Consider the following 12,835-nt stretch of genomic DNA (forward strand, 5'->3'; position numbering starts at 1 on the left):
GGAGGAACCACCATGTCTTCGGCCATCGCCTACACCTCGGGTGAGGCAATATTCGCCGACCTGCTCGACCCGATCGCCGTTCCCGACGTGGCGCTGCCCTGCCGTTCCGGCGACGCGGACCTGTGGTTCGCGGAGTCCCCGGCCGAGCTCGAGCGCGCCAAGGCGCAGTGCGCCGACTGCCCGGTGCGCGAGGCCTGCCTGGCCGGCGCGCTGGCCCGGCGTGAGCCGTGGGGCGTCTGGGGTGGCGAGATCTTCGAGCGCGGTGTCGTGATCGCGCGCAAGCGGCCCCGTGGCCGTCCGCGCAAGAACGCCGCCGTCGAGCCCGCCGCGGCCAAGGCCCGCGGCGATCACCGGAGCGCCGCCGCATGAGCGTCGAACCGGTCACAGCGAAGGACTACGAAGCGCGGATGAGTCCGCAACTGCAGTTGACGAAGACCGAGATCGAGGAGATCAGCGAGATGTTGCTCTATGAAGAACTGTCCAGGGCCCGAATACGGGATCTGGAGGAGGGGGTCCGCGCCCAGCGGGCCCGAGGTAGCGCGCGTGCGGCACGCCGCTGGACGCGAGTAGCCCGATGGGCGACTCGACGGGCGGAGCGGTACCAGGACCAGAACTGAGCGCAGGGCCCCTGCCGCCTTCGGGCGGCGGGGGCCTTCGTGCTGGCCGTGGGGTGCGAGTTCCGGTGTTGCCCGGCTATCCCGCGGCCGCACGTCGTGAACGACTCGTTCAGGTCGCCGGACGCGGTGAACGACTCGTTCATGACTTCGGCGGCGGGCCGGCTGGTGTTGAATGGGCGGGTGGCCGCACACACCCATGACGACATCGGCTGGGCGGATCGCCTCGCCCAGCTGCGCATGGCCGACGCCCTCGACGCCGAGGCGCTGGCGCCCGTCGCCCGGCGGCTCGTCGCCGGGGTGGCCGAACGGCCGACCGTGGTCGACGTCGGGTGCGGGGCCGGGGGCATGAGCGTGCTGTTCGCGCGCGAGCTGGCCCGGCGCGGCGGGGGCACCGTGGTGCTCGTCGATGCCACGCCGGAGCTGCTGGCCGAGGCGGAGCGGGTCGTCACCGAGGCGGCCGCCGGCGCTGTCGAAGTCGTCGGCCTGGCCGCGGACCTCGCCGACCCCGAACTGGCCCGGCAGGTACCCGCGGCCGATCTCGGCTGGGCTTCCGGCGTGGTGCACCACGTCGGTGATCAGCAGGCCGCGCTGCACACGCTGGCCGGGCTCCTGCGGCCGGGCGGAATGCTCGCCATCGCCGAAGGCGGACTCGAAATACGGTGCCTCCCTTGGGAACTCGGGGTCGGACGGCCGGGGCTGGAACAGCGGCTGCTCGCCGCGCGAGGCGAGTGGTTCGCGCGGATGCGGGCCGGGATCGCGGGCAGCGTCGCCATGCCCTACGACTGGCCTCGCGCGCTTCGCGAAGCCGGGCTCGAGGACGTCGAGTCGTTCGGCGCGCTCATCGACCACCCGATGCCCGGCTCGGACCTGCTGCGCGAGTACGTCGTGCACCGCGTCGGCTGGCTCTCCGAGTCAGCCGGGGAGTGGCTCGACGACGGCGATCGTGCCGTGCTCGCCTCGCTCACCGACCCGCAGAGCCCGGATTTCCTCGGCCACCGCGACGATCTCTTCCTGTTCGGCGCCAAGGAGATCCACTGTGGACGGTCACGGTGAGCGCCCCGGAACGGCCGGTGTGCACCCGCTGCGGCCGCACCCGTGGCCCGGACGACGACCCGGCTACGGCGCTCGCCTGGGTGTCCACCCGCGAACGGGGCACGGTTCGGTGGCTGTGCCCGGCTTGCGCGCGGGAGCACGTGCGCGACATCGAAGGCAAGCTGCCCGACGAGTACTGGTGATCAATCCGTCCTCCTGAGCAGTTGATGGCAACGGGTTCGCCGGGTGCGAGGCGTCAGGCCGCGTCGCCGATGGGCGTCATCGGGACCGCGTGGACCCGCGGGCGGGGTGTGCGTGATGCCTCGCCGAACGCCTGGGCCAGCTCCAGCGCCACCTCCTGGGGGACCTGACGCAGCTGCCGGACCGTGCAGCGCACCAGGACGATGCCCGTGGCCGCCAGCGCGAGGTGGCTGAAGCCGCCGCCGGGGCCCGGGCCGCACTGGTATCGCCAGGCCAGCCCGATCTCGTCCCACCACGCGTCCGCCTCGCCGATGCGGCGGCCGCGCCGGTCGCAGATCGTCACGTCCCAGATCGGCGGCGGGAGCCGGGCGATGTCGAGGACGCGCGTCGCCAGGCCGTGGGCTTGGATCGGCCGCTCGTCGATGGCGCGGAGCACCTTCCGGACCTCTGCCGTGCCGCGCTGCGGGCCGTCGGCGAGCTCCGCCAGCAGCTCCCGCCGGTCGCACAGGCCCCAGTAGAGCGGCAGCGTCAGCAGGTGCCGGATCCGGGCCGGGTCGGGTTCCGATCGGGCCAGATCGAGCGCCGCCCGGGCCGGCGGCGCGAACGGCAGCCCGTCGACCAGCACCGGGTCCGGCAACCGGGCCGTGCGTGCCGCTCGGACGCCGGCGCGGGCGGTCACCCGGCAGTGCCCGGGCACCAGTAGCTGGATCTCGCCGTCGGCCGGGCACTTCACCCCGTGGGCCTGCAGCGCGTCGGAGCCGGTGATCACCGCCCCCGCGCCGTACCGCCCGAGCGCGGCGTGCAGCAGCTGCCGCCGGGTCGGGGTGGTGTTGCGCAGCAGGACGACGCCGGGGTGCAGGCGGCGCCACGGCCCGCCGGGGCCGCAGAGCCGCCGGGTTCTTCGGTCGGACACCCCGGCCCTGCGCAACTGTTCGAGGCTCATCACCTCGCAGGTGCCGGGATTACTGAGGGACAGTGGATCGGTGCGTTGAGTAGCGGTCATGGTTCGAGCATGGCGGCTCGGCCAACCGGGTGGAACCCCGATTCCCGAGGCTGTGGACAACTTGGCGGAATCCGTCCGTTCGCGGCCCCGCCTGTGGACAACTCAGCCCGCGAAACCGGGCTGCCAGCGCTCCACGATGCCGCGGGCCGGGATCTCCGCGTCGAGCTGGCACAGGATGCCCGTCGACCCCGCCGTCACCCGGTGGATCATCAGGTACTCGGGCGGCAGGTTGAGCAGCCGGCCGACCCGGAAGTCGTTGCCGCGGCTGTCGCCCACCCGGCCCGCCTGCTTCTGCATCCAGCGGCGCGTGAAGTGGAACGTCGGCTCGGCCAGCGGCTCGGTGAACGGCGCCAGGTACGCCAGCACCTCGTCCGCGGTCAGGTCGCTGTCGGTGCGGATGAACCGGTTCTCCCGCAGCAGGCGCATCAGCCCGGCGGACTCGCCGTCGAGGGCCAGCCGCGTCATCTCGCCCAGGTGGCGGGGGATGCCGTCGGGCAGCCGGGCGACGCCGCCGAAGTCGATGACGCACAGCCTGTCGTCGGCGGTGATCATGAAGTTGCCCGGGTGCGGGTCCGAGTGCAGCAGGTGGACGCGCTCGGGGGAGGAGTAGTGAAACTCCGCCAGCAGCCGGCCCGCCAGGTTCCGGGTCTCGCGGTCGCCGTCCGCGATCACCTTCGACAACGGCGTGCCGTTCGCCCATTCGGTGACGACGACCTTCGGCGCGCTGGCCACCACCCGCGGCACCAGGATGCCGGGGTCGCCGTCGAACGCCTTCGCGAAGGCACGCTGGTTCTGGGCCTCGGCCTGGTAGTCGAGCTCCTCGTTCATCCGTTCGGCGAGCTCGGCGAGCAGCGGCTTGACCTCGGTGCCGGGCACGAACGCCTGGAACAGCCTGCTGAACCGCTGCAGCTGCCGCAGGTCGCTGCGCAGCGCCTCGTCGGCGCCCGGGTACTGCACCTTGACGGCGACCTCGCGGCCGTCGTGCCAGACCGCGTGGTGCACCTGGCCGATGCTCGCGGCCGCCGACGGTTCGTCGTCGAACGAGGCGAACCGGCTGCTCCAGGTGCGGCCCAGCTGCTCGGCGAGCACCCGGTGGGTCTGCCGGGCCGGCATCGGCGGCGCGGCTGCCTGCAGCTTCGTCAGCGCCTCGCGGTACGGCTTCGCCATGTCGTCCGGCACCGCCGCCTCGAACACGCTCAGCGCCTGGCCGAACTTCATTGCCCCGCCCTTGAGCGTGCCGAGCACCTCGAACAGCTGCTCGGCGGCCTTGGCCGAGAGTGTCGCGCTCACCTGCTCCGCGCTTTGGCCCGCGAGCCTCTTGCCCCACCCGCCGACCGCCCGGCCGGCGATGCCGAGCGGGAGACTGGCGAGCTTGGCGGTACGGGCGGCACCCTTGCGCGGCATCGTGGTGTCACGATCGGCCGGGTCGCGGAAGTCGGTCACACCGGCGATTCTGCCCTGCATCGCCGGCGGCGCGCAGCCTGCTCGCGGCGTCTTGGTGGGTTACGTCTCCTGGAGCACGGCGCGGGCGCCACAGCCGCAGCGGGGATGTGGCGGCCAGCCGCGGTGGCGGATGCGGCCGTCGAAGGCGTCGATCTCGAGGGTGGCGTTCCACGCCGGTGGTGGTGGCTCGGCGGGCGAGAGCAGCCGCATCGCCTGGGCGACGGCCAGCGACGCGCAGGCGTGGACCGCGCCGAGGTCGGGCCGCTGGTGCCGGCCCGCGAGCTGCCCGGCGACGCGTGGCCAGCACGGGTCGAGGTCCGTCCGGTGCAGGTCGGCGCAGCGCAGGCACGAGCTGCGGCCCGGCATCACCAGCGGACCGACGATGCCGGTCCCGTCGCGGACGCGCACCAGCAGGTGCGGGACGCCGTCGTCCATCAGGTCGGCGACGACTTCGGGAGCCGGCACCACGGCGTCGGTGAGCAGGGCCAGGTCCGGATGGCGGTCGTGCAGGCGCGTGACGCGGACCTCGGCGCCGACCCGGTGGAGCAGGGCGGCGAGTGCCTCCCGCCGGGGCCGTCCGACGTCCGCGTCGGTGAAGCCCGAGCCGAGGTCGTGCTCGGTCACCACGCCGGACACCCGCAGGTCGACGTGCCCGACGCCCGCGTTGGCCAGCAGGACGGCGGTGGCGACCGCCACGCGGCCGTCACCGTGCACCGAGACCGCGGCGGCGCGCCGCCGGTCCGTCAACGCTGCCTGGTGGTGCCGGGCGCGCAGCGACCAGAGACCGGTCTCGCCGCGCGGACCCGGGCTGTCGGGCCGTCCGGCGTCGGTGACCAGGCCGAGCGCGGTGAGCTGCCGCAGCAGCGTCCGCAGCTGGTCGCGGTGTTCGCTCTCGGCGAGCAGGAGCCGCTCGACGGCCTGGCTGCCGTCGAGGGCGCGCACCTGCCGGACCAGGTTCGGGGGCAGGTTTTCGACGATCACGCCGTGACGCGGGTCGAGGCCGATCTGGATCTCGCGCGGGCCGCGGTCCAGCACCGTCAGGCCCGGGAGCAGGGCGGGGTGGGTGGGCAGCAGCACCGGAGGCATGTCCGCGGTGGAGAGGATCATGTCCGCAGGATCGCACCCGGCGGCGACGGGCCGGCTCGCGAAGACGGCGGAACGGCCGAGTTGTCCACAATTGAGGAAGGCTGTGGACAACTCGGGTCTGTGACCTCAAGGCGCTCGGGATTGTCGGTGTCTGGCCTTACCGTGGTCGGGTGGTCGAAGCACGGACGCCCTCACTGAGGGGCCGGGGGGAGACGAACCCCCCGTCGGACACACCTGGACACAAGGTCGAAGTGCGGCGCAGCCAGCGCCGGCACCGGACGGTCACCGCGTATTGGAACGACGACACGCTCGTCGTGCTCATCCCCGCGCGGATGACCAGGGCGGAGGAGAAGCACTGGGTCGCCGAGATGGAGCGCAAACTGCAGCGCTCGGAACCCCGACGCCCGGCGTCCCCGAAGACGTCGGACGAAGCCCTGCTGGCGCGCTGCGCGCTGCTGTCGGGCAAGTACCTGGCCGGCACCGCCGTGCCGGCGAGCGTCCGCTGGGTGCCGCCGATGCGCACGCGGTGGGCGTCCTGCACGCCGGTCGACGCGACCATCCGGGTCAGCGACCGGCTGCGGAAGGTCCCGCCATGGGTACTGGACTACGTGCTGGTGCACGAGCTGGCGCACCTGCGCGAGCCCGGCCACGACGCGGCGTTCTGGGCACTGGTGCGGCGGTACCCGAAGACCGAACGGGCGATGGGGTACCTCGAGGGGCTGTCGGCCGCGGCCGGGTGGGGGATCTCCACCGAGGACTGAGCGGGTGACGGTGACCGGGGTGGTCCGCTGGTGCGGGCCACCCCGGTCACGTCACGTCACGTCACGGTGACGGCCGGTCGGCGGGTCGCGGGTGGCTTGACGGATAGGCACGTGTGCGCGAAGGGGCGGTTCGCGTGCCTGGAAGGTCGGCTCGCGCAGCCAGCCGGACGACACGCGTACCTGAGCGGACGACGCGCGTACCCAGCCGGACGACACGCGTGCTTGGAGAGTCGACTCGCGTGATTGGAGGGTCGACTCGCGTGTCTGGAAGGTCGACACGTGTGTTCAGGCGGCTGGGCCGGGAGGCGGAGCGGGGCTGGTGGTGGAAACGGAGCCGGGCGCCTCGCGGATGCGAGACGCCCGGCTCCGGGTCCACTGCTCAGCTCTTGGTGTCGTTGCCCTTGGTGTCGTCGTCCGCGGGGGGCGTGTCCTGCTGCTCGCGCTGGGAACGCTCCGAACGTTCCGTGCGCTCCAGCTCGGCGATCGGGTCCAGGTCGTCGAGCGAGCCGCTCGAGCCCACGCGGTCCGCGAAGTCGATCGGCTCGTCCAGGTCCTCGGCCGTCGGCATCAGGTCCGGGTGGGACCAGAGGCCGTCGCGCTTGTCGAGGCCGTGGCGGTCGCCCACCAGCTTCCACAGCGCCGAGGCCGCCCGCATCCGGCGAGGGCGCAGCTCCAGGCCGACCAGCGTCGCGAACGTCTGCTCCGCCGGGCCGCCCGTCGCGCGGCGGCGGCGCAGCGTCTCGCGCAGCGCGTCCGCGCCCGGGAGGCGGTCGCCGACCGCTTCCGACACCACCACGTCGACCCAGCCCTCGACCAGGGCGAGCAGTGTCTCCAGGCGGTTCAGCGCCGCCTTCTGCTCCTCCGTCGTCTGGGGCTCCAGCAAGCCGGACGACATCGCCTCTTCGATGCTCGCCGGGTTCGCCGGGTCGATCCGGCCGGCCAGCGACTCGAGCGCCGACGTGTCGACCGTGATGCCGTGGGCGAACTCCTCGACCGTCGCCAGCAGCCGCTGCCGCAGCCACGGCACGTGCGTGAACAGGCGCTGGTGCGCGGCTTCGCGCGCGGCCAGGAACACCAGGATTTCGCTGTTCGGCAGCTCCAGACCTTCGGCGAACTTCTCGATGTTCGCCGGCAGCAGCGCCGACGTCCCGGCCGGCGCCAGCGGCAGGCCGATCTCGGACGCCGTCAGCATCTCCTGCGCGAGCTGCGCCAGCGCGTTGCCGAGCTGGGAGCCGAACGCCATCCCGCCCATCTGCCCCATCATCTGCAGCAGCGGGCCGGCGGCCTGCTTGGCCTCCTCCGGCAGCGCCTGCATCCAGGCGCCCGAGACCTGCTGGGCCACCGGGTCGCACAGCCGCTGCCACGTCGGGAGCGTCTTCTCCACCCAGGACCGCGGCGACCACGCGACCGTCGACGTCGCGCCCGCCGGGAACACCGTCGCCGCGTCGAGCCACAGCTCGGCCAGGTGGGCCGCGTCACGCACGGCGGCGTTCGCGTCGTCGCCGCCGCGGAAGCCCAGCTTGCTCTCGCCGGTGTTGCCGGCACTGCCCAGTGTCTGCAGGGCGATCTGCTTGGCGAGGTCGTAGTTCACCGGCCCGCTGGAGCTGCCGGCCTGGCTGAGCATCTGGCCCAGCTGACTCAGCATCTGCCCGAGCTGGTTGAAGGCCTCGGCGCCGGACTGCTGCCCGCCTTCCGAGGGGTCGTTCTCACCTCGTTTGTCGGGATCGGAAGGTCCGAAGCCGAACGGGGGATTGCTCATGTGTCCACCGTACGCGGCTCAGCGGCCGCCGAGCGCGTCAACCGGACCCATGTGCGTGGCCTTCACCGGGAAGCGAACGCGGTCACCGTACGCTGTCGGTCGTGACCAAGTCCTCCGAGGAGACCGCCCCCGCGAAGAGCGCCCCGGAACCGGCGGCGGAGCCGGCCGGCGAGGCCCGGCGGATGACCCGCCGTGGCTGGACACTGGTGGTCAGCGGCTCGCTGTTCCTGATCTTCGTGGTGCTCGGCTCGATCGTGCCGGTGCCGTTCGTGGCGATCAGCCCCGGCCCCACCTATGACACGCTCGGTCGCGACGCGGCGGGCAACCCGGTCATCCAGGTCACCGGTCACGAGACCCAGCAGACCACCGGCGAGCTGCGGATGACGACCGTCTCCCTGCACGACGGCGTCACCCTGTTCCAGGGCCTCGGCTTCTGGGCCAGCGGCCGGTTCGCGCTCGCGCCGCGCGAGGAGTACTTCAAGCCCGGCGAGACCAACGAGCAGGTCAAGCAGGAGAACATCCAGCAGCTGCAGGACTCGCAGACGAACGCCCAGGTCGCCGCCCTGCGCAAGCTCGGCTACCCGATCAAGGTGCTGGCGAAGCAGATCGTCTCCGGCAGCCCGGCCGACCACGTGCTCGCCCCGGGCGACAAGCTGATCACCGTCAACGGCAAGAAGATCGTCGAGGCCGCGGACGTGCGGGCCGCGCTGACCGGCACCCTGCCCGGCCAGACCGTCCAGATCACCTTCCAGTCCGACGGCCAGCCCGAGCGGACCGTGCCGCTCACGCTCGCCTCGCGCCCCGACCGCAAGGAGGGCTTCATCGGCCTCACCGCGGTCGACCGCGCCGACGCGCCGTTCACCGTGAACATCTCCCTGCAGGACGTCGGAGGCCCGTCGGCCGGGCTGATGTTCACCCTCGCCATCATCGACCGGCTGCAGCCCGGCGACCTCGCGGGCGGCAGGCACATCGCCGGTACCGGCGAGATCACCGAGACCGGCGAGGTCGACCCGATCGGGGGGATCTCGTTCAAGGTGGTCGGCGCGCGCGAAGCGGGCGCCACCGACTTCCTGGTGCCCGAGCACAACTGCGCCGAAGCCAAGACCGCCGCGCCGGCCGGGCTCAACCTCATCAAGGTGTCCACACTGGACGACGCGCTCGCCCAGCTGGGCAACCTCAAGGCGGGGCGCCCGACGGCCTCCTGCTAGGGCTGCAGCGTCGCCTTGAGCGCTTCGAGCAGATTCGGGGCCAGGTCCGGGCTTTCCACGATCTCGTCGATCGACTCGTCCGTCCCGTCCGCCGTCCCGATACCGCGCAGCCGCATCACGCAGGCGCCTTCGCCGTCGCGCAGGACGGCGGCCACCAGGCGGGCCTCCGTCCGCTGCGGGTGGTTGGCGGCCGCGCGGCGCAGGCTTTCCGCGTCCGCCTCGGCGACGTCCGGCAGCTCCGGCTCCGAGCCCGGCGGCAGCACGATGATCTCCTGGGCCAGCGCGCACCCGATGACCAGATCCGGCCACGCGATCCGGCCCAGCGCCTCGGCCAGGTCGCCCTCCGGCAGCGCTTCCTGGGCCACCGGCGTCAGCGGGTTCGCCCGGTCCAGCTGGCCGGCCAGCTCCGGCTGCTCGTCCAGCAGCGCCGCCGTCGGCACCAGCGCGAACAGCTGCGGCGGCTGGTCCCAGCCACCCGCGGCCATGAAGTCCTCGATCTCACGGGCGAGCGCGGCCACGCCGGCCTGTCGCGCTTCGTTCGCTGCCATGCGCACATCGTGTCAGGTCGACCGGCGCGACGACGTCGCGAGTCCGGTTTGGGCGGGTCCCGGGAACTCCACCGGGCATCCGTAGAGTTAGGGAATCAGGGGGCGCACGCGCCCCTGCTCAAGTGTTCACGAAGACAGGAGCGTGTGCCGTGGCGACTCGGCCCCCGGTGAGCCTGCCGAAGCTGTCCCGGCGGAGCCGGATCCTCCTCATCATCGCCGCGGTGATTGTGCTGGCGCTGTTGCTCGGGGCCCGTCTCCTCGACACGTACGTCGATTGGCTGTGGTTCGGCGAAGTCGGCGCGCGGTCGGTGTTCACCACCCAGGTGGTGACCCGGGCCGTGCTGTTCCTCGCCGTCGGCCTGCTCGTCGGCGGGGCACTGGCGATCAGCCTGATGATCGCCTACCGCAGCCGCCCGGTGTTCGTGCCGATCTCGGGCGCCGACGACCCGCTGGCGCGCTACCGCTCCGCGATCGTCGCCCGCATCCGCCTGTTCGGCGTCGGCATCCCGGTGCTCACCGGCCTCATCGCCGGGCTGTCCGCCCAGGGCGACTGGCAGGTCGTGCAGCTGTTCCTCAACGGCACCTCGTTCGGCCAGACCGACCCCGAGTTCGGCAAGGACGTCGGCTTCTACGCCTTCGACCTCCCCTTCTACAACTGGCTCCTCGGCTGGCTGTTCATCACCGTCGTCATCTCCTTCTTCGGCGCGCTGATCTCCCACTACGTCTTCGGCGGCATCCGGCTGGCCGGCAAGGGCGGCCAGCTCGCCGGCCCGACCCGCGCGCAGCTCGCCATCACCGTCGGCCTCTTCGTGCTGCTGAAGGCGATCGAGTACTTCTTCGACCGGTACAACCTGCTGCTGTCCGACCGCGGCATGCCGCTGTTCGTCGGCGCCACCTACACCGACCTCAATGCGGTGCTGCCGGCCAAGCTGATCCTGCTGTGCATCTCGGTGATCTGCGCGATCGCGTTCTTCGCCGGTGCCTTCCTGCGCAACCTGCAGCTCCCGGCCATCGCCCTGGTGCTGCTGATCCTGTCCAGCATCCTCGTCGGCGTCGCCTGGCCCGCCGTCCTCGACCAGTTCTCGGTCAAGCCGAACGCGAACGAGAAGGAAGCGGCGTCCATCCAGCGCAACATGGACGCCACCCGCCGCGCCTACGGCCTCACCGGCGTCCAGTACCAGCCCTACACCGGCAGCTCGTCCGCGACCCCGGACCAGATCAAGGCCGACAACGGCACCATGTCGAACATCCGGCTGCTGGACCCGAACATCCTCTCCGACACCTTCACCCAGCGCGTCGGCCGCGAGAACTTCTACGGCTTCCCGGCCAAGCTCGACATCGACCGCTACACCGTCGGCGGCGTCACGCAGGACTACATCGTCGCCGCCAAGGAGATCAAGACCGAGGGCCTGACCGGCAACCAGACCAGCTGGATCAACAAGCACCTCGTCTACACCCACGGCAACGGCTTCGTCGTCGCGCCCGCCAACACCATCGACCGCGCGGTCAAGGACGCCAACTCCGACGGCGGCTACCCGATCGCCACCACCAGCGACACGCAGAACCCGGCGGGCGCCGGTGCGCCCACACCCGGCCAGACCGGCATCGAGGTCAAGGAACCCCGCATCTACTACGGCGAACTGTCCGCCGCGGAATCCGACTACGCCATCGTCGGCGGCACCTCCGGCAACGCGCCCGGCGAGTACGACACCACCACCGACCGCTACACCTACAAGGGCACCGGCGGCGTCGCCATCGACAACTGGTTCAACCGCCTCGCCTTCGCCGCCGAGTACGGCGAACGGAACATCCTGTTCTCCGACGCCATCGGCGACAACTCCAAGATCATGTACAACCGCGACCCGCGCGACCGCGTGAGCAAGATCGCGCCGTGGCTGACCCTCGACGGCGACCCGTACCCGGCGGTCGTCGACGGCAAGATCCAATGGATCGTCGACGGCTACACCACGCTGAACAACTTCCCGTACGCCCAGCAGACCCAGCTCGGCGCAGCCACCAACGACTCGCTCAACGGCGTCGCCCGCCAGGCCAACAGCTCCATCAACTACATCCGCAACTCGGTCAAGGCCACCGTCGACGCCTTCAACGGCACGGTCAACCTGTACTCGATCGACGACAAGGAACCCGTCCTCAACGCCTGGGAGAAGGTCTTCCCCGGACTCGTGAAGCCCAGCGCCGAGATCTCCCCGGACCTGCGCTCCCACTTCCGCTACCCCGAAGACCTCTTCAAGATCCAGCGCGAGCTCCTGTCCCGCTACCACGTCAGCAACCCGCAGGAGTTCTACTCCCAGCAGGCCTTCTGGAGCGTCCCGCAGGACCCGACCGCCGAGGGCGGCTCCAACCCGGCCGCGGCCGGCGCCGCCAACCAGCCCGGCTACTACGTCCTCGCCAACACCCCCGGCCAGACCAAGTCGACGTTCCAGCTGACCAGCTCCCTCACCGGCCTCCAGCGCCAGTACCTCGCGTCCTGGATGTCCGTGTCCTCCGACCCCGGCGACTACGGCAAGATCCGCGTCCTCCAGCTACCCAGCGCGGCCACCGGAGCCACCCAGGTCGACGGACCCGTCCAAGTCCAGAACCGGTTCCAGAGCGACTCCCGCGTCGCCCAGGACCGCACCCTCTTCAACAACCCCAACGTCACCCCCATCTACGGCAACCTGATCACCCTCCCGGTCGCCGACGGCTTCCTCTACGTCGAACCCGTCTACATCCGGCAGCGCAACCAGAACAGCTACCCGCAACTGGCCCGCGTCCTCGTCTCCTACGGACCCAAGGTCGGCTACGGCGCCACCCTCCAAGAAGCCCTCGACCAGGTCTTCGGCGCCGGCACCGGCGAGGCCACCACCACGCCGCCCCAAGCCGGGCAACCCACACCGACAACACCCACCACCCCCACCTCACCGACCGCGGCACCCCCCAACACCAGTGGCGGCAACGCGGCCCTCGACAGGGCCGTCGCCGACATCCAAGCCGCCATCGCCAAACTCAAAGCCGCCCAGCAATCCGGCAACTTCACCGACCAAGGCGCCGCGCTCGCCGCGCTCGACGCCGCCGCCAGGGCCTACGAAGCCGCCAAAACCGCCGCCCCCGGCACCAGCCCGCCCCCCAGCACCCCGCCGGGAAGGTGACGTCGCTTACCTCCGAGGCACCTGCTTT

General features: G+C 71.7%; 12 protein-coding genes. 7 read left to right on the forward strand and 5 right to left on the reverse strand.

The annotated features are described in order from the left end of the window. Positions 1-12 precede the first annotated feature (12 nt). The 4 genes from A3CE_RS0129600 (at position 13) to A3CE_RS0129615 (ending at position 1,852) form a co-directional block, all read left to right on the forward strand. Positions 13-369: a WhiB family transcriptional regulator gene (locus tag A3CE_RS0129600; protein WP_020643722.1), complete on the forward strand. Its 357-nt coding sequence runs from the start codon at positions 13-15 to the stop codon at positions 367-369. Continuing rightward, the gene (locus tag A3CE_RS59935) at positions 366-617 is read left to right on the forward strand and encodes a hypothetical protein (RefSeq protein WP_020643723.1); all 252 of its coding nucleotides are present in this window, start codon (positions 366-368) and stop codon (positions 615-617) included. Before A3CE_RS0129600 ends, A3CE_RS59935 begins: the two co-directional genes overlap by 4 nt. 180 nt (positions 618-797) lie before the next feature. Further along, a complete protein-coding gene (locus A3CE_RS0129610; RefSeq protein WP_026468998.1) occupies positions 798-1,670 on the forward strand; it encodes a class I SAM-dependent methyltransferase in 873 nt (290 codons plus the stop codon). Further along, on the forward strand, positions 1,667-1,852 hold the full coding sequence (locus A3CE_RS0129615) for a hypothetical protein (protein ID WP_020643725.1): 186 nt from the start codon (positions 1,667-1,669) through the stop codon (positions 1,850-1,852). The genes A3CE_RS0129610 and A3CE_RS0129615 overlap by 4 nt, the downstream gene beginning before the upstream one ends. A gap of 53 nt (positions 1,853-1,905) precedes the next feature. On the opposite strand, the gene A3CE_RS0129620 is transcribed toward A3CE_RS0129615, so the two are convergent. From A3CE_RS0129620 to A3CE_RS0129630, 3 genes are all read right to left on the reverse strand, one after another. After that, positions 1,906-2,793 carry a hypothetical protein gene (locus A3CE_RS0129620; protein ID WP_026468999.1) on the reverse strand — a complete coding sequence of 296 codons (888 nt, stop codon included), beginning with the start codon at positions 2,791-2,793 and terminating at the stop codon, positions 1,906-1,908. Positions 2,794-2,955: 162 nt separating this feature from the next. After that, entirely contained in the window at positions 2,956-4,296 is a 1,341-nt protein-coding gene (locus A3CE_RS0129625) for an ABC1 kinase family protein (protein ID WP_026469000.1), read from the reverse strand. Positions 4,297-4,356: 60 nt separating this feature from the next. Continuing rightward, positions 4,357-5,403 (reverse strand): ThiF family adenylyltransferase, encoded by a 1,047-nt coding sequence (locus tag A3CE_RS0129630; RefSeq protein WP_020643728.1) that lies wholly within the window; start codon positions 5,401-5,403, stop codon positions 4,357-4,359. Positions 5,404-5,633: 230 nt separating this feature from the next. Here A3CE_RS0129630 and A3CE_RS0129635 point away from each other — a divergent pair, with 230 nt between their 5' ends. Then, on the forward strand, positions 5,634-6,143 hold the full coding sequence (locus A3CE_RS0129635; RefSeq protein ID WP_020643729.1) for a M48 metallopeptidase family protein: 510 nt from the start codon (positions 5,634-5,636) through the stop codon (positions 6,141-6,143). Between the two features lie 379 nt (positions 6,144-6,522). Here the strand turns inward: A3CE_RS0129635 and A3CE_RS0129640 are convergent, their stop codons facing one another. Beyond that, complete coding sequence (locus tag A3CE_RS0129640) at positions 6,523-7,902, reverse strand: zinc-dependent metalloprotease (RefSeq protein WP_020643730.1); 1,380 nt, start codon at positions 7,900-7,902, stop codon at positions 6,523-6,525. Between the two features lie 203 nt (positions 7,903-8,105). Between A3CE_RS0129640 and A3CE_RS0129645 the strand changes: the two genes are divergently transcribed. Continuing rightward, positions 8,106-9,110 (forward strand): YlbL family protein, encoded by a 1,005-nt coding sequence (locus tag A3CE_RS0129645; protein ID WP_185839909.1) that lies wholly within the window; start codon positions 8,106-8,108, stop codon positions 9,108-9,110. Here A3CE_RS0129645 and A3CE_RS0129650 read toward each other — a convergent pair. Beyond that, positions 9,107-9,658, reverse strand: a complete 552-nt coding sequence (locus A3CE_RS0129650; RefSeq protein WP_020643732.1) for a PPA1309 family protein — start codon at positions 9,656-9,658, stop codon at positions 9,107-9,109. The two genes, A3CE_RS0129645 and A3CE_RS0129650, sit on opposite strands and share 4 nt — an antisense overlap. A 149-nt stretch (positions 9,659-9,807) precedes the next feature. On the opposite strand from A3CE_RS0129650, the gene A3CE_RS0129655 reads away from it, so the two are divergent. Further along, positions 9,808-12,807, forward strand: a complete 3,000-nt coding sequence (locus A3CE_RS0129655) for a UPF0182 family protein (RefSeq protein ID WP_043791139.1) — start codon at positions 9,808-9,810, stop codon at positions 12,805-12,807. The last annotated feature ends 28 nt before the right edge of the window (positions 12,808-12,835 follow it).

The sequence above is a fragment of the Amycolatopsis balhimycina FH 1894 genome, from assembly GCF_000384295.1.
Taxonomy (GTDB): Bacteria; Actinomycetota; Actinomycetes; order Mycobacteriales; family Pseudonocardiaceae; genus Amycolatopsis; species Amycolatopsis balhimycina.

What these genes read in the sequence shown, in the direction of transcription:
- A3CE_RS0129650 (WP_020643732.1), bottom strand. Translation starts at nt 9,658, where the DNA reads ATGGCAGCGAACGAAGCGCGACAGGCCGGCGTGGCCGCGCTCGCCCGT.
- A3CE_RS59935 (WP_020643723.1), top strand. Translation starts at nt 366, where the DNA reads ATGAGCGTCGAACCGGTCACAGCGAAGGACTACGAAGCGCGGATGAGT.
- A3CE_RS0129620 (WP_026468999.1), bottom strand. Translation starts at nt 2,793, where the DNA reads ATGAGCCTCGAACAGTTGCGCAGGGCCGGGGTGTCCGACCGAAGAACC.
- A3CE_RS0129640 (WP_020643730.1), bottom strand. Translation starts at nt 7,902, where the DNA reads ATGAGCAATCCCCCGTTCGGCTTCGGACCTTCCGATCCCGACAAACGA.
- A3CE_RS0129630 (WP_020643728.1), bottom strand. Translation starts at nt 5,403, where the DNA reads ATGATCCTCTCCACCGCGGACATGCCTCCGGTGCTGCTGCCCACCCAC.
- A3CE_RS0129600 (WP_020643722.1), top strand. Translation starts at nt 13, where the DNA reads ATGTCTTCGGCCATCGCCTACACCTCGGGTGAGGCAATATTCGCCGAC.